This is a genomic window from Acidovorax sp. SUPP2825 (genome assembly GCF_030158995.1).
In the GTDB taxonomy this organism is placed as follows: Bacteria; Pseudomonadota; Gammaproteobacteria; order Burkholderiales; family Burkholderiaceae_C; genus Paracidovorax.
This window is the reverse complement of the sequence record NZ_BQXK01000009.1, coordinates 1-16,121: the sequence shown is the minus strand read 5'-3', so window position 1 is coordinate 16,121 and position 16,121 is coordinate 1. Positions and strand designations below refer to the sequence as shown.

At 59.0% G+C, this 16,121-nt stretch carries 10 protein-coding genes and 3 pseudogenes; 9 read left to right on the top strand and 4 right to left on the bottom strand.

Annotated elements, in window-relative coordinates; translation table 11 throughout:
• Nucleotides 1-384 precede the first annotated feature (384 nt).
• The 5 genes from AVAK2825_RS12825 to AVAK2825_RS12800 all read left to right on the top strand — a co-directional run bounded on the left by AVAK2825_RS12825 (nucleotide 385) and on the right by AVAK2825_RS12800 (nucleotide 7,912).
• Nucleotides 385-1,359, top strand: a complete 975-nt coding sequence (locus AVAK2825_RS12825; protein WP_284399077.1) for a LysR family transcriptional regulator — start codon at nucleotides 385-387, stop codon at nucleotides 1,357-1,359.
• A complete protein-coding gene (locus AVAK2825_RS12820) occupies nucleotides 1,356-2,279 on the top strand; it encodes an alpha/beta fold hydrolase (RefSeq protein ID WP_284399074.1) in 924 nt (307 codons plus the stop codon). Before AVAK2825_RS12825 ends, AVAK2825_RS12820 begins: the two co-directional genes overlap by 4 nt.
• A 181-nt stretch (nucleotides 2,280-2,460) precedes the next feature.
• Nucleotides 2,461-3,774, top strand: coding sequence for a M20/M25/M40 family metallo-hydrolase (locus tag AVAK2825_RS12815; RefSeq protein WP_284399071.1), 1,314 nt, complete (start codon nucleotides 2,461-2,463; stop codon nucleotides 3,772-3,774).
• 1,144 nt (nucleotides 3,775-4,918) lie between these two features.
• On the top strand, nucleotides 4,919-6,628 hold the full coding sequence (locus AVAK2825_RS12805) for a hypothetical protein (RefSeq protein ID WP_284399067.1): 1,710 nt from the start codon (nucleotides 4,919-4,921) through the stop codon (nucleotides 6,626-6,628).
• Nucleotides 6,629-6,883: 255 nt separating this feature from the next.
• On the top strand, nucleotides 6,884-7,912 hold the full coding sequence (locus AVAK2825_RS12800) for an OmpA family protein (RefSeq protein ID WP_284399065.1): 1,029 nt from the start codon (nucleotides 6,884-6,886) through the stop codon (nucleotides 7,910-7,912).
• A 318-nt stretch (nucleotides 7,913-8,230) separates the two neighbouring features.
• On the opposite strand, the pseudogene AVAK2825_RS12795 reads toward AVAK2825_RS12800, so the two are convergent.
• Nucleotides 8,231-9,487: pseudogene (locus tag AVAK2825_RS12795) on the bottom strand (tyrosine-type recombinase/integrase); the annotation flags it as partial.
• Nucleotides 9,488-10,206: 719 nt separating this feature from the next.
• Here AVAK2825_RS12795 and AVAK2825_RS24865 point away from each other — a divergent pair.
• Nucleotides 10,207-10,392: pseudogene (locus AVAK2825_RS24865) on the top strand (hypothetical protein); the annotation flags it as partial.
• A gap of 9 nt (nucleotides 10,393-10,401) precedes the next feature.
• Here the strand turns inward: AVAK2825_RS24865 and AVAK2825_RS12790 are convergent.
• Entirely contained in the window at nucleotides 10,402-11,076 is a 675-nt protein-coding gene (locus AVAK2825_RS12790; protein ID WP_284399063.1) for a uracil-DNA glycosylase, read from the bottom strand.
• Nucleotides 11,073-12,422 (bottom strand): MazG C-terminal domain-containing protein, encoded by a 1,350-nt coding sequence (locus AVAK2825_RS12785; RefSeq protein ID WP_284399059.1) that lies wholly within the window; start codon nucleotides 12,420-12,422, stop codon nucleotides 11,073-11,075. The genes AVAK2825_RS12790 and AVAK2825_RS12785 overlap by 4 nt, the downstream gene beginning before the upstream one ends.
• A gap of 583 nt (nucleotides 12,423-13,005) precedes the next feature.
• Between AVAK2825_RS12785 and AVAK2825_RS12780 the strand changes: the two genes are divergently transcribed.
• The 3 genes from AVAK2825_RS12780 to AVAK2825_RS12770 are packed head-to-tail and all read left to right on the top strand — an operon-like array spanning nucleotide 13,006 to nucleotide 14,965.
• Nucleotides 13,006-13,458, top strand: coding sequence for a hypothetical protein (locus tag AVAK2825_RS12780; RefSeq protein WP_284399057.1), 453 nt, complete (start codon nucleotides 13,006-13,008; stop codon nucleotides 13,456-13,458).
• A gap of 45 nt (nucleotides 13,459-13,503) precedes the next feature.
• Complete coding sequence (locus AVAK2825_RS12775; protein ID WP_284399054.1) at nucleotides 13,504-14,103, top strand: Nmad2 family putative nucleotide modification protein; 600 nt, start codon at nucleotides 13,504-13,506, stop codon at nucleotides 14,101-14,103.
• Nucleotides 14,104-14,161: 58 nt separating this feature from the next.
• A complete protein-coding gene (locus AVAK2825_RS12770) occupies nucleotides 14,162-14,965 on the top strand; it encodes a dCTP deaminase domain-containing protein (protein ID WP_284399052.1) in 804 nt (267 codons plus the stop codon).
• A gap of 383 nt (nucleotides 14,966-15,348) precedes the next feature.
• Here AVAK2825_RS12770 and AVAK2825_RS12765 read toward each other — a convergent pair.
• Nucleotides 15,349-15,489: pseudogene (locus tag AVAK2825_RS12765) on the bottom strand (IS5/IS1182 family transposase); the annotation flags it as partial.
• Nucleotides 15,490-16,121 lie beyond the last annotated feature (632 nt).

Below are 16,121 nucleotides of genomic sequence, written 5' to 3'. Positions count from 1 at the left end.
TGACCTGAAGTTGGTGGATCACCCGCCGCACATACCACCGATGATTCGCGCCAACATCCAGGCACGAAAGGTTACGTTTAATCAGATATATACCAAATCGGCATAGTCTGTATGCCGCCGGTCTCTACAGTGTCTGACACTTGATAAAAACTGGGACGACTGCCCGATGCTGCCTTTTGCAAGCTCTGCCCGCTGCGCTGGACCGTGGCATCGTTCAGCCGCTGGCCTGGGTGGAAATGCCATGGGACGGGCATCCGCGCGCGATCATCACATGGCGCCCGGGCGTGAGCTGCCATGACGGGGGCAAGTTGAACACTGCGGACGCAGCCGATTCATTGCAACACGCCGTCGACCCCAAGGCCCATCGCACCAGGAGACAACAAGATGGAAATGAAGTGGCTGGAGGATCTTCTTGCTTTGGTGCACAACGGCAGCTTTTCGGCGGCGGCCGCGGATCGGCACGTCACACAGCCTGCGCTCAGCCGCCGCATTCGCGCACTCGAACAATGGGTGGGAGTTCCACTTGTCAACAGAGCCGTCTACCCGGTGCAGCTCACGCCATATGGGCAGGAGTTCATGGGGTTGGCGCGCCAGACAGTGGCATCGATGCAAGCGATGCGCGCCGACCTTCGCCAAGCATCGGGCGAGAACGGCCAGCGTGTGCGAGTGCTGGCCCTGCACACGCTGGCATCGCGCACCGTGCCGGAGCTGATCGCACCGTTGATGCGCAATGAGCCCTCGCTGACGGTCGAGATCGTGCCCAGTGTTCAAGGTGTTGAGTCACACTTTGACGAGCTCGACGGGGGTGGCGCACAGTTGCTGGTGGGCTATTCGCAGCTCAGGCCCGAAACGCGCACCAAGGATTACGAACGCCGTATCGTCGCTCACGATGCATTGGTTCCAGTCGCATCGCGCGCTTTCGTCGATGAAGACGGTCGGTGCGATTTGCAGCGCTCACGCGAGGTGCCCCTGCTCCGGTATTCGCCTTTCACTTTTTCGGCGGCACTGCTTGACCGTGTGTTCACGCAGATCGGCACGCGCTTACTGCCGCGCGCTGAATCGCCTTTGGCGGAGACGCTCAAAGCGCTTTGCCTGCAAGGATTGGGCGTGGCCTGGCTGCCGCGCAGCAGCGTGGCCGATGAGTTGGTGACCGGTGTTCTGCGCATCGTCGGAGCGGAGTGCTTTCATGTGCCAGTCGAAGTGTGCGCCTGGCGCCGGTTCGACCTGAATCATCGCCGCGCCGTGCATCTATTCGAGGCGCTGCCGTCCTTGGCGGCTGCGGCTGAGCCAAGTCAACAGACGTCCCACAGCAAAACACCCGCGCCCAAGACCCGTGGCAAAACCCGAGGTATGCAATGAAAGCTTCCATCACTGACCTGACCCAACGCCGTCATCTGCTGGCTCTGGCCGCCGGCCTCCCGCTGATGGGCTGCGTTTCCTCGCCGCCTGCCGGCGGGACGCTGCTTGCCGGATCGCACGTCCTGCACTTTCCAGCACCTGGCCTTGGCGCGACCTCCGACGACATTCGCCTGCATGCCCACCGCCCCGCGCGCTGGCAGCCGAACGACCCTGTCGCCATCGTCATGCATGGCGTCCGCCGCGACGCAGACCGCTATCTCCGCGAATGGCTGGAACCCGCCGAGGATGCTGGCATCCTGGTTCTGGTGCCGGAGTTCACGCAGGCCAAGTTTCCCGGGCGCAACTTTTATAACTTCGGAAATGTCGCTGACGACAAGATGAACATACGGCCTAGCGAGCAGTGGGTATTTCGCGTGGTCGACGATGCTTTCGCCATCGGGCGTAAAGCCTTTGGAGCTCGCCGTGAACGATTTGCTCTGTACGGCCACTCGGCCGGTGCGCAGTTCGTGCACCGCTATATGCTTTTGGCAAAGGAATCACGGGCGGAACTGATCATCAGTGCCAATGCCGGTTCGTACACGCTACCCAACCGCGACGCCAATTTCCCCTGGGGCTTGGCCAACGTCGCGGCGACGGATGAAGATTTGAAGCGTGCATTTGCACGGCAGGTGGTTCTCCTATTGGGCGACAAAGACATCGACCCGAACCATCCGAATCTGCCGACCGATCCCGAGGCGAGAGCCCAGGGCCTGAACCGTTTTGCGCGCGGCCATTACTTCTACGAACAGGCGCGTGCGGCGGCGGCCAAACTGGGTGTGCCGCTGCGCTGGCGCGTGCAGACAGTCCCTGGCGTCGCTCATTCCGACCACGGCATGGCACCTCCTGCGATGAAGATCATGCGCCAAGGCGTTGCGGCGTGAGAGCAAGGCAGACCGCAGTTCCAGAGCACCGCCGCCCTGACGCATGCAAGCACGCTGCCCATGCAGGGGGTGAACGAGTCTGGCTGGCCGGTTTGTGCTGCTCGGCCCTCTTTAAGGTGCCAAGCAAAGCGCTCAATGCGGCGGCTAATTTTCAAATTATCAACGTTGTGATCGAAACCCGATGAAACCGACCTCCTCGACATTCCTGCTCCCTGCTCTCTCCATCGCCTTGTCCTATGCCACCTTGGTGGTCGGCGCGGCTCATGCCCAGACTGCGGATCCCGCAGCGGAGGTACGGCGTGTGCTGGCCAGCCCGATCTACCAAAGCGCCACTGCCGCGCTCGACAAGGAGCACGGGCGTATTGTCGAAGACGGTATCAAACCGACCGAAATCCCCGCGCCGCCGTTCGGTGAAAAAGCCCGTGCAGAAGAGTTCGCCAAGATGCTCAAGGCTTCCGGCCTGAGCGATGTACAGATCGACCCAGAAGGCAACGTGCTGGGCTTGCGCAAGGGCACCCGAAGCGACGGCAAAGTGGTGGTCGTGTCCGCCCACCTGGATACCGTCTTCCCCGCCGGCACCGACGTCAAGGTAAAGCGCCAAGGCACCAAGCTGTATGCCCCCGGAATCGGAGACGACACCATGAGCCTGTCGGTGCTGCTGGGCTTCGTACGCGCCATGAAGACGGCCGGCATCAGCACCTGCGACGACATCCTGTTCGTGGGCACCGTCGGCGAGGAAGGTCCTGGAGACCTGCGCGGTGTGCGATATCTGTTTACCAAGGGCAGCTACAAGGACAAGATCAAGTCCTTCTTCTCGGTGGAGTCGGGCGACGTCAACCGGGTGACCCACGGCGGCGTGGGTTCCAAGCGCTACCGCATCACCTTCAGCGGTCCCGGCGGCCACAGTTTCGGTGCCTTCGGCACTGTCAATCCGATGTTCGCCCAGGCTCAAGCGGCAGTGGAGTTCGCTCGCATCCAGGTACCGGCCAAGCCCAAGACCACTTACAGCATCGGCTTGATCGGTGGCGGTACCTCCGTCAACTCGATTCCGGTGAGCAGTTGGATGGAAATCGACATGCGCTCGGAATCGGTAGACGAACTCAAGCGTGTGGAAGACCGCATGCTGAAGATCGTGCAAGAAGCCGCCGATGGCGAGAACTTTGCCCGGTCCACTAAAAACGCCAAGATCACGGTGGAGGCCAAGCTCATCGGCGACCGCCCTGCCGGCAATACCGACATGAAGGCCGATATCGTGCAGATTGCCAAGGCAGCCATCGAGGCCGGTGGATACACGCCGGACTTGAACTGGAGTTCGACGGATTCCAATATGCCGATGAACCTGGGTATTCCAGCGCTGACCATCGGCCGTGGCGGCATCGGCAGGAACGGCCGGACCCATTCGCTGGACGAATGGGAAGACGTCGAGAAGGGCCCGATGGTCAAGGCCATGGCCACCTCGCTCAGCATCGTGCTCTCCGCCACAGGTATGGAGTGAGAAAGACACCATCATTCTGCCGGAGCATGGAACCAATCAGGACTGATGTCTTCGAGTACATCGAGCGGTCCTGCGACCCGTTAGGAAGCTCGGCCAGCTTGTGTAACGCCCGACCGTCTTGCCGCAGTTCAGCCCTGCTGGCTGCGGCGCAATGCGGGACTTTTTACAAGCGCGACGGATGTCATCGGGCCATTCCTCAGATCGGCTAAAACAGCCGGCGTGATCTGGATCTGGAGGCGGTCACGCCGATGCGGCAGACGCCATCCGTCCAAGAATCGAGACAGCAAAACAGCTCTTCTCCGACGTTGGGTTTTTGACGCAGGTCGTCACGAGGCGAAGTGAGATCACTAACGGGAAGTGGCCACTCCTCTGGGCGCTTTACCTTGCTTGCACGCTCAACAGACTAACTCAAGGGACGTCATTCGTTCACCAAAGCGACGTGCTCCGCCGGGCAGGCAGCGAGCCCGACAACCACCAGCTCAATACATCGGGTTACAAACCCCCTACCACCGTTGGGTATGCAACGAAGCCTTGCGGCCCCTATAACCTGTGCTCCCACACGTTACGAAGGCGATGCAGTGCACAGGGTCCATTGAGACTTTCTTTACGGGGGCGGACCTTTCTCGCCACCATCTTTTGATGCGTGGTGTCTCGTACGCCGAACGTGCAAGCTGGCGTGGGGACGAGTCGCGAATTTGCCTTTCATGTCTCGAAATCGCGCTGTGACCGCACGTCCTAGCCTTCAGAAATTCCGAAAAACCCATGAAACGCCATCCCATCTTCAACGCCATATCGGTCCTGCTCTGCGCACTGTCCATGTCCGGCGCAGCACGCGCGGAGTGATCTCCGGCATCGGACCCGCCAATATTGAAGTCGAAAACGTAAGGTCCTGAAGGTCCGCTTTCGCGGGGCCAACAACGGCGACAGCTTGTTGAGCGTGCATGTGCTGCTCGCGCCCGGCGACATGTGGACCGCCGCGGTGACCGCCGACGCCGATGGCATCGCGCAACTGACCACCAGCGATCGCAACTGCGCGCGACCATAACTGGCTCGAAACGAGCCACCGCCTGCGAAACAGGTGCTTATCACAGCCGTGATCCGCAACCTGCCATGCGCTCTTTTGCACAAGATTGACATCTGAACCATGCCATTGACTCCTGAACGCCGCCGCCTCTGGGCGGCGGTGGCTTTTTCGCTCTATGCAACGCTTTTCGCACTGGCGACGGCCGCAGCAGCCTGGCGCACCTTTACGCCCGTACCGAACTGGGACATGTGGGGCGCGCTGGATTTTTACGCCGATGTACGCGACGGCGCCGGCTGGCAAGCCTGGTGGAAGCTTTTCAACGAACACCGCATCGTGCTGGCCAAGGCGCTGTTCTGGATGGAGTACCGCTGGTTCGGCGGTACGCAGGCTTTCCTGATCGGGGCCAACTACCTACTGGTGGTAGGCAGCATCGCCACGTTTTGGGCTTTCCTGAAAGCGCACATGGGGCAGATGCCCCGCACCACGTCGGTGTCGGCCGTGGTGCTGCTATCCGTCTGGTTGATGTCGTGGGTGCAGTACGAGAACCTCACCTGGGCATTCCAGAGCCAGTTCTTCTTGGCCCAGTGGCTGCCGCTGGCCGGGCTGTACTGCCTGTACCGCGCCACGCAGGCCCCGAACGGCCTGCGCTGGTTCATCGGTGGCTGCACACTCGGCGTGCTGAGCATCGGGACCATGGCCAACGGCATCATGGCCCTGCCGATGATGGTGCTCTATGCCACCGTAGCGCGCATGGGCTGGCGCCGCGTGACGGTACTGGCGGTGCTCGCTGCGCTGGGCATCGGTGTCTACATGGCAGACTTCGTCGCGCCGGCAGACCGCCCCGGCTTGCTGACCATGCTTCAGACCCGGCCCTTGGGGGTGTTGCAGTACACACTGCAATATCTGGGCAGCCCGTTTCAGCACTTGGCGCGGCGGATGGAGCCGGTGTGGATCAGCCAGGCCTTCGGCGTGCTGTTTGCTGTGTTGGCGCTGGCGCGGCTGGTGCCTGCGCTAAAGGCCCCGCGGGCCCACGCGCTGGACCTGTCGCTGCTCACCTTCGTCGGTTTCGTGGCGGGCACCGCGTTCGTCACCGCCAGTGGCCGCCTGCAGATCGGCATGGATGGCTCGCTGACGAGCCGCTACACCACGCCCTCGATGATGGCCTGGGCGGCCCTTGGCATACTCTACGCGCCGCGCGTCATGGCCCTGCGCGGCCTCGCCCGGGCCGGCGTTACGCTGCTGCTGGTGGCGGTACTGGTGCAGATGTTGTCGGTGCAAGCCCGCCAAACCAAACGCAGCGATGGTCCCCACCTTCGCATGACCGGAGCTCTCGCGCTGGCGATGGGCGTGCATGATGAGCAGCGTATCGGCATGCTGATCTGGGACCGGGCCCTGGCCGAGCGCATCATGGCCAAGACTAGGCCCCACGGTTTCTCGGTCTTTGGCCAGCCCCCGCTCTCCGACGCCGCAACGGCCCTCGGCTCGCAACTGGAGATGCCGCCCGCTCGCTGCACGGCCTTCGTGGACTCGGTGCAGCGCGTGCCCGGGGACCCGCGCTTCGTATTGCTGAGCGGCGCGCTGCTGCCCGAGGGCGAAGGTCCCTCGCCCCAATCGATGCGCCTCGTCGCGCCCGACGGCACCGTGGTGGGCATGGGTGTGCCCCACCGCTGGCGCAAGCTGAGCGCGCCAGGTGGCGTCCGCGCGCCCGCGCGTTACCTGACCTTTACCGCCTATCTGAAGGCAACGCCCGAGACACTGCCGGCCGACTTGACGCTGACCGCGCCTGGCACCGCCTGCTCGGTGGCCGTGAGAGTGCCGCAGCCGCAATGAGATGGTCGTCGAAGGCCACGAACAACGTCTCCAAGCCTGCACTACGCACCGAGTCTCGCCGGGTGGTGAGCACGGCTTAATGCACAGCTGCGGCGATCGCATAGATCAGATACGCCATGTCAGAGTCGCCCAGCGCTAAAGCGTGCTTCGCCGTGCGCCACTCGTCACACCAGTCGTTTTCTGCATCTTTTCGCAACATGACCAGCGAGGCTGGCAGCTACACTATTTTTTTGTCTCTTGGCAAGGAATATCTCTGTGCACAAAACAGTAGCAACGACGTTGTTTGTAGCCATTTCCTTAGGTCTCGGCGCATGCAAAAAGCAAGACCAAACGGCGCCAAATATTCACGCAACTCCACCCGCGGCTGCCGCCGCCAGCACTCAAGATTCCACCCCTCCGAAAGCATCTGCCAGTAAAGCGTTCGAGCCCTCCAGCCTGCCTGTGTCGAGCGCACCGCTGGGGGCCTTTCCCTACATCGCACTTCCCAGCGGATATGTCACTGGCAGCACCCCGGACGTCACCGGCTTCGATCAGGTGCCCTTCTGGACAGGTGATCGCCTGGAGCCAGTGGAAGGCCAGGTATGGTCGGCGCACATCAGCGCCGCCGAGGGCCAGACATTCTCGGACTTGGAACTCCAGCGCAACATCGAATCGGTCGTTTCTTCGCTGGGAGGCAAGAAGATCTTTGACGGCAAGATTCCGGAAGAAGCTACACAGAAAATCAAAGAATGGCCACGCGACTTAGCACTCAAGTACAACAGTGGCTTGGGCGATATCTGGAACAACGCTACGCAAGTATTTGTTGTCCGACGGGCTGATCGCAATATCTGGATTCATCTGTGCAGCTACCAGTTCGGCGGTGGACTTCTCATCGCAGAAACCAAGCCGCTGAAAGTCACCGCTGGCTTATTGCCGGCCAGCGAACTGAAGTCCCAGATCGACAAGACTGGCAAGGTGGCGTTGCACGTCAACTTTGCCACGGACAAGACCGAAATCCTCCCCGACTCGCGGCCACAGATAGAGCAGGTCGTGCAGTTGCTCAAGCAGGATGCATCACTGAAGTTGGCCGTTAATGGCTACACCGATAACACGGGCGATCCAGCGCACAACAAGACGCTTTCAGACGGCCGCGCCAAGGCTGTCGTCGTCGCCCTTACTGCACAGGGAATTGATGCGGCGAGATTGTCGTCTGCCGGTTTTGGTGATGCCGATCCGGTAGCCAACAACGCTACCGAAGATGGCAGGTCGCAAAACCGCAGGGTCGAACTGGTGAAGCAGCAATAGGCCTTCCCAGTGATAGGTAAACTGCCGGGTGACTCCGTTTCCACGTGGGCCAGCCGAAAATTCACGTTTTCCGGAGTTCGCCAGCAGGCTCAACGCAACCATCGCGGCGACGCGAAAACAACGGACAGAGAACCGGCCCACTGCATCGCATTCGTTTGTTTATGAGCGCGCACGCACGGCCATATTCCCAACATCACCTGTTTGCGCAAACAGTTGTCCCAGCATTTGCAATGCATCGTCTTTAGGCCGCAGTTGCCCCGAGGCAAGCGCCTTCAGATAGGCCTCGATCACTTCCAGGCTTTCTGGTGCTACCGGCGATGCACCCGCTTCCTCAACCTGCTCTCCCGCCTTCCAGCGATCCAGGCGATTGGCCCAGTCCTGCATCATCAGGCGCCGTTGCTCCACGTAGGCCGCATGGTTGGTTGTAGGCGGCCCGGATCTGGTTGGGATCGGCGTGCGACAGCTGCGCATCGATCCATTCCACACGGTAGCCTAGCTCATTGAGAGCAGTGGAGATCGTGCCCCGGATGCCGTGGCCAGTCAGCTGCTCTTCGTAGCCCATGCAACGCAGCGCGCCATTGAGCGTGTTCTCGCTGATGGGCTTTTTGAGGTCGTCCCGATTGGGCAGCAGATATCGCTGCGCTGGCCGCCTCGCCTGGGCATCTAGCAGTTCGCGGACGATCGCAATGGCCTGGGTCGACAGCGGCACCACTTAGTGAGGCACGGTCTTGCCTTCCTTGCGCATCTTCAACTGCAATTGTTTGACGATCACCGCAGGGATGGTCCAAAGGCCTCATTCCAGATCGAACTGCTCTGGGACCGCCGAGTGCAACTCGCCCGTTCGAACGCCGGTCAGGAACAGCAACTGAATGCCCTGCCGTGTGATCTTGAAGCACGGTACTTGCGCAAGGTCCGCAGGAACGTGGGCAGTCCCTCCATGCGCAGGAACGGGTTATGGCTCACCGGAGGCTTGGGCACGGCCACGATGTCCAGATCGCTGGCAGGGTTCGCAGGCAGGCCCTTCTCCACCATCGCGTAGCGGAACATCTGGTTGAACCAGGTGCGCACCTTCTCCGCAGTGGTCAGCGCATGGCGGCGCTCGATCTTGCGCAACACTTCCAGCAGATGCGCCGGCGTCACGTCAAAGATGGACACCGTGCCAAGCCAAGGGAGCACGTCCTTGTCGAAGATGCGATTGATCTGCGACAGTGTGCTCTGGCGGCCGGTTTTCAGGCTCAATGCCTTGAAATCCCGCCACGACTGGAACACGGCTTGGAAAGCATGGGTCGGCGCCGCCAACGCCTTTTGTTCGGCTTGGCGAAGATGGACACGCGGATCGACCCCTTTGGCGAGCTGCGCCCGGAGTTCATCCCGGCGGGCTCTCGCCTCCTTGAGGCTGATCTCCGGGTACGGACCGATAGCGATGCGAGGCTGCTGGCCCAGCCATGAGAAACGGAAGCACCACTTCTTCTTGCCTTTGGCACTCACGAAGAGCAGCAAGCCGTGCGCGTCGTTGAGGGTGTAGTCCTTGCCAGTGGTCCTGGCCTGCCGCACGGCAGTATCTGTCAAAGCCATCGAACTCTCCTTCAGGATGAGGAGAGGTGTACCGACGTCGATGGAAGCAGCACAGCCGAAAACCGGACAACCCAGCGCCCGAATTTTCAGTACTAATTTATGTACTAAAAATGCGTGGATGGGGGTGAATTTCAGCAGACTTCACTGGATGCTCCACAGACAGAAACCACTGTTGCATCAAGAAGCTATGGACTTCACTGGAAGTCCATAGCATGAAAATTGGAGCGGGAAAAGGAACTAGAACCTAGCCACTAACCGCTTGATTTCTAACAATTTTACCATATCCCGGGCTTTGGGATGGACCTGATTATAGACTTGTTTTTACCCATAGGCAAACGCATTGCTCGAAAGAGCGGAAAGGTCGTATCCTTCAGGATGGTAGACGGATCATGAGGCCACCGACATCTGCTCGACACGGATGATCAAATCTAGGGCGTGTCATCAATCAATCCCCCCTGTATTTGAAAGTTGCGTCCTCGGCGCCAAGTGAAGGCAATGATTAAAAAATATTCCCTAAGTGACGGGCAGTGGGAGCGCATTCAGGACTTGCTGCCGGGCTAGGCACGGCAGCCCGGAGCCACGGCCAAGGACACCCCCGCGCAGACCGTCCTTGCCGACAAGGCCTACGATGCCCACGCCCGCCTGATCAAACCGTTGCTGGACAAGGGTAAGGCCGTTGTCATTCCTTCACGCGCGACGAATAACAGCCACGCGAACATGACCGAGACCTCTACAAAGCTCTGCATCTGATCAAGAACTTCTTTGCGCGTTTGAAGCAGTACCGGGCTATTGCCACGCGCTACAACAAGACCGCTCGCAACTTTCTGCGGCGATTCATCTGGCGGCATCCATGGTGTGGGTGGCGTGAGCGACAACAATCCCGTCACTCTCCCGGATCTGATTAATGACAGGCCCTAGAAAAGCTCGGGCTGATCCAGCGCCGCGCATCGCTTGCGTACATTGAGCCCGTGAAGTTGGCTGATGCCTTCGCGAAACTCTGTGACGCCGCCATAGCTTGGATGTCGAACGCTGGCCACCTCCACACCGAACTTGGCGGCATAGCTGGCCGCGTCCTGCCCGATCGATACAATCCGCCGAATGCCCAGCCAGGAGATCAGTGCGGCGTTGAGCTCGTCAACCTCTCGCAGCTCGCGCGTGGTGAACTTGCGATTGGTGAATGGAGCGTCTTTTTCGTGGGGATGAAAAGGAAAGACATTCCATAGGAGAGGTGGCTTGTCTAGTAGTGCGAGCAAGGCCCATATTTCGGCAGCGGTACGCTCTGCGACCTCCGGTCCCTTGGTGGATCTCGTTGACTCGCTCCCCGGATAGATGCGGCTCATCGCCGGCAGATGACGCTCGTCAGTTAGCGCTAGGCCTGTGCGGCGCCCGCCGCGGTACCCGAGGTCCCTACCCATCCAGATCGTATCGATACCCAATTGGCTCGCAGCGCTCAGCAGCGTCGTTAGGTTACGTCGACGCATAGCAGGTGCACCAGAACGGTCGTGCATCGAGCATGTGTCGGAGTACGGGTTGAACACGTCCGGTAGGCGTATCTGGGACAACGCGCGAACAAATACAGCAGGAGTCATGGAGGATTGCTCGGGTCGGGAGACAGGTATGTCAAAGTATGGCGCAGCAGATCGGCCTCGACCACCCCGCCACGGTTGGTCAGGAGCTGACGAAAGACCGTAAAGCCGCTCAGGATGGCCCGCTCCCACTGCCACAGTGGCAGGTTGGCGACCTCAAAGTCCGAAAGCATGCTGCGCACCTGCTTGAGCAAGGCGTACTCAAGGCGGCCTTCTTTCACGTCTGCATAGTTGCGATGATGTCTAGCGTGATTGAAAATCCAAGTGGCGATGCCTTCTTCGATGATGATGGCGCGCGCGCCATCCTCGTTCTCGTCGGTTTTCGGATCTGATTTGCGCTTAAGCTTGAGCAATGCGCGCATCACTGGGGACCATCCCAGGTGAGCCGCATAGGCGAGGTGAAACACGTCGTGATAGCGGTAGCCGTCAGCACGATGGTTGTTGTCGGTTAGCGGGTCTCCGATGTTGAGCGTGTGCATCTGCTGCAGCACGAAAGTGCGCCCAGCAATCTTGCGTTCCACGAACGTGATGGTCATCTTTGTTGGGAACTGCTCGTGGACCTCTCCGCGGGGCTCCAGGACGTGCGCGACGGGATTTGCGCCAGGCCAGCGGTCGGCGATCTTGAAGAGGTTCTGCGCGGCGAGTGTCCCGAAGCTCAGCCGGTAGGTGCCGCTTACGAGCGCGATCTGCCCCAGCAATCCGCCCAGCTGCCGGTCACGCGTGGCAGGAGGCAGTTTTCGCATTTCTATAAAGCTGCGCGCCAACAGTTCTCCGCTGCTACACGCGAATGCCCTGAGCGACTGCGCTCCCTTTCGAACAAGCTTGTCATGGTGCAGCGAAGTGATGCCGTCGAATACTCGAAACGTCATCTTCGGCGGCGTTTTGACTGTCTCCGCGAAGTACTCCCTCAGCCACGCCAGCGCTGCGCGTCCCAACTGCTCGACGGACACATCGCATAGCGCAGAAAGATTGACGAGGTACCAGAGTGCGTCGCCCAATTCTTCGGCGACGACCGTTGGGTTGGACTCGGTCAGTTGATCACGGCTACCCTTCTTCAATGCAGACAACAGACCGCCTACCTCGCCAAAGAAGCCGAAGCTTAGTTCACGGTAGTGCGCGGCTGCAGGCTTGTCGCGGAACTGATCGGAGGTCTTCGCAAACTGAAAATAGCTTTGAAGACTCAAAACCTGACCGAGGTTCTGCGCTGACCGCTTGTTCCCCGACGGATCGAGTAGGACGGAGCGTGAAGGAGGCATGAGCGGTGTTCGGGTGAAATGCTTACCCAGTGAGCAAGGCTTATTGACCATCAAGACGGGGTGCCCGATACTACCTTTCAGAGTGCGCATCATGTTCCGGCGTCAGTCGGGCGCATCACGCAAGCAATTCTTCGCGAAAGATTTTACATTCGCAATGATCGTGCGCATGTCGCCAGCCCACTTCCCAAGCGGAGGGCTCGAGCAATGAGGCCGGTGTCACGTCATGGTACTCACAACGCGCCGCGCCGGGGAAAGTTTGAACTGTTCAGATCCACGGACATTCAAGGTGTTAAGGGTGTGTAAGTCCGCAAATATTTACACATAATACACACAATGGCAGTAAGTTCCAATGACCTATCACAGGCTCGGACGCTGGGAGAACTGCTTCGGCGCGCGTGAAGGCATGTGGGTTATTCACAAGAGGCTGTGTGTGCCCAGACCGACGTGAGCCATTCGCAGGTATCGAGCGTTAATCATCGTTAAATTTGTATCCTTTTTTAAACTGGCTTATGATCTTCCGCACCTTCATGCCAGCTTGCTATTCAGGTTGGTAGGAAATTGCAGGTGTACAAAGCGAACGTGTCGTAACGGTCACCAAAAATCCAGCGGGCTGCGAAACTAGACAGTAACTTGCCGATGAGCGCCCATTTCCCAGCGTTAAGTTCAGAGGAGCTTTATGGAAGAAAAAGCGTGCGTGGTGTTCGTTGCCGACATGAGGGTGCAGGCGGATGAACTCGGAGGGCAGCTTCGGGCGCGGGGCTACGACATCTGTTTAAGAGAAGCGGCGCTGGACGATGTTGTTGCAGCGCAGGACGGGACTGGCCCAGTCACCCGCGAAATCAACGCCTGCCTCACAGGTGCAGCCCTCAAAATCTTCCTTATCCCCGCCACCGACATGCCACCCGAATTGCTCTCGGCGGCGGGCCAAGCTGCCAAGATGCCAGGGAGTTTGGTCGCGGTCTGTGCGGTTGGTGCCACCGTGCCTCATGTTTTTGATGACTTCGCGAAATCAGTCGTGCGGATCGATAACCCCGATTTGCTGACCGAGATCATCTCCGGTGACCTTCATGAGAGTCCGGACGGTGCCGAGAAGCCGCCCAGGCGTCCATCCCGGGTCAAGTGCCAATAGCAGTTTCGGCGAGGGATTCGCGAGAATTGTGGAGGGGGGTCAGTAATGCGAGTTTTTTCCTATAAGTTGGTCCGTGATTTTGGATTCGCGCCTAATCCCTTCGGGGACTTGTGCACGCTCGCAACTTGCAAGCCTCAAATTCGTTCTGCCGCGCGCGTTGGCGATATTGTTATTGGCTGCGGCAGTCCGGCATTGAACCGGGCAAACCGAATCATTTTTGCCATGCGCGTCGACGAGAAAATGAGTTTCAACGCGTACTGGTCCGACCCGCGCTTCGCTTCGCGCAAGCCGAATTTCCGTGCCAGCCGCAGCCATGCCTACGGCGACAATATTTACCACCGCCAAGGGAGTGAATGGGTGCAGATGGACTCCCATCACAGTTTCGAGAACGGCGTTCCCAACCTCGACAACCTATCGCGAGACACCGGCGCAGATGCCGTTTTGCTGGGGCGGGACTTTGTTTACTGGGGCGACCAGGCGGTGCTTATTCCCGCGCACCTGCAAGACGGCCAGTACGGCGACGCCCTCTACCCTCCTGCACGCTCGCATAGATCTGATTTTCCTCCTGAGTTTGTCGCTGCGGTCAAGGACTGGTTCCTGTCAATTGCCCCGCGTGGTCTCCAAGGACGGCCCAGTTCGTGGTAACGGGCGACTGATCGTTTGAGCGAAAGCTGGTTGCCTGCGTTAAAGAGGGAGTGTGGCTATGTCTTTTTGGAGCAGTCAGACGCTGGAGAGCAGACTTGCAGAGCTCTTGAATGATCCGAACAGTGCATCAGTGGATTGCAATGCGCTGCAGTTGCGCATAGGCCGCGAAATCTATATCACACCCAACCTCGCTGAGGCTAATACACACACCAAGCAGCTGTTGGGTGACAACCAACCCTTCGTAATTCCACCGGGTCAATTCGGCTTTCTATTGACAGAGGAAATCGTCTCAGTGCCAGCTGATGCAATGGCACTCATTTCCATAAAGGCTACTTTTAAGATGAAGGGCTTGGTCAACGTGTCGGGATTTCACGTCGATCCGGGGTGGCGCGGGCGCTTGGTTTTTGCCGTGTTTAACGCGGGCCCGCAACCCATCCATCTCCATCAAGGATTGAAGCTCTTCCTGATTTGGTACACCTCGCTGGATGCTGTTTCAGACAAGCGGAAGGAAGGCTCGGACTCTCTTTCCATTCCGTCGGTAACCATCAACAACTTGACAGGAGGAAGCGATTCGTTCTTCGAACTCAGCAAAACACTAGCGAGTGAAGTTAAACGTTTGGAAGATAAGAATAATGATCTTGAAACGCGTATTCACAAGTTAGATGTGAACTTTGTGCGGGTCACCGTAGGTTGCGCGAGCTTGGCCGCACTTAGTATCGGCTTTGCGTTTAAGTCCGCGTCAGCGCCGCTACCTTCAGCAACTCCCGTCATAGAGCGCCTAGTGCCCGGTGCTGCAGCACCGACGGCATCGTTTCCGTCAGTACCTTTGGCACCTTCCTCTGCTGCAGCCGTAGAGCGCTAGGCCCGACTCGGGCGGGCATACCTATCAGCCCTCGCTTTTCAGCTTTGTCTTACTTTACTCTTCCGCCGACCACTCGAGATAGGGCATCTGCGATACATGTCGAGTAACACGAGAAAAGAACCGTTGATTTCAAGCGGCCGGCCCCTTGAGCGCTAGCTGAAAAGACGTTGAGGCCCGCAGAATCAAAATGTGACTCTACGAGTCGTCAAATCACTGGTCGCACAGCTTAGCTGACGCCGGGTACACGCGGGTGGTCGATGTCAGCCATGATTAGGACTGTCATCGGGAGGCTCGTTGCTCGACATCAGCGCAGATATTAGTGCGTCTACGAAGGCGAGTTCTCGAATGGCTCACCAAACGCGTGTGGTGAGTCTTAAGAGTGGCTAACAAAACCTCTCGACGAAGCGCAAGCAGATGATGGAGCAGGCTAGCTTGAGCAAGGCCAGATGGATGTCCAGCTGTCGCTCGAAACGGATGCGCAATTTGCCAAAGCCTGCAATCCAGGCATGCGTGCGCTCGACCAGCCGTAGCAGCGAAAAGGGACTAGAACCTACACGGTTTGCCAAACACTGCGAGCTAGTCCTCTCATACCCCATTTCTGAGATAAGTTTGCTTCTCCAGCGAGCCGCGCGGACGCAAGTGCAGTCGGACGGTCTCAGCAATGCGCTCTGCTTGCAAGTGCGCCCTCCCCTCATCTTGAAATCTGCTTTGCTTACGTTTGCAATGGAATCGTTCGCCTCGGCTGGCGAGCCTGCTCCCTGATGTCAGACACACGTGGACTTTGGCCCCATCCGCATTGAGCAGCGTGATGATCCCTCTGGGATAGCCCCTTCGTTAGATACAGCAGCCGGGGACGTGATCTCAATGGTCATGGTTGCGCTAGGATCGATCATTTCTGAAATCGTCATCGCATTCCTCTGCTTGAGGGACACAGTGCCTCACTTCCTTCCAGGCATTATTTGGAGACTCATGGATAGGCGATGCGTCAGATTTTTCATTACAGATCATGGCGTCGGAAGAACAGCCATCTGGGAACCTCTCAAAACCCATCCGGTCCCTTGTTGATCGAGAACGCGTGCTCCATCCTTTGCCATGATCACTCCCCGTAGCGCCCTGAAGTTCGACCTGTTCGCTGAGGCCTCGCGCCAACACAAGA

Coding starts and splice junctions, on each gene's coding strand:
- AVAK2825_RS12790 (WP_284399063.1), bottom strand. CDS start 11,076: ATGACTCCTGCTGTATTTGTTCGCGCGTTGTCCCAGATACGCCTACCG.
- AVAK2825_RS12780 (WP_284399057.1), top strand. CDS start 13,006: ATGGAAGAAAAAGCGTGCGTGGTGTTCGTTGCCGACATGAGGGTGCAG.
- AVAK2825_RS12775 (WP_284399054.1), top strand. CDS start 13,504: ATGCGAGTTTTTTCCTATAAGTTGGTCCGTGATTTTGGATTCGCGCCT.
- AVAK2825_RS12785 (WP_284399059.1), bottom strand. CDS start 12,422: ATGATGCGCACTCTGAAAGGTAGTATCGGGCACCCCGTCTTGATGGTC.
- AVAK2825_RS12825 (WP_284399077.1), top strand. CDS start 385: ATGGAAATGAAGTGGCTGGAGGATCTTCTTGCTTTGGTGCACAACGGC.
- AVAK2825_RS12805 (WP_284399067.1), top strand. CDS start 4,919: ATGCCATTGACTCCTGAACGCCGCCGCCTCTGGGCGGCGGTGGCTTTT.
- AVAK2825_RS12820 (WP_284399074.1), top strand. CDS start 1,356: ATGAAAGCTTCCATCACTGACCTGACCCAACGCCGTCATCTGCTGGCT.
- AVAK2825_RS12815 (WP_284399071.1), top strand. CDS start 2,461: ATGAAACCGACCTCCTCGACATTCCTGCTCCCTGCTCTCTCCATCGCC.
- AVAK2825_RS12770 (WP_284399052.1), top strand. CDS start 14,162: ATGTCTTTTTGGAGCAGTCAGACGCTGGAGAGCAGACTTGCAGAGCTC.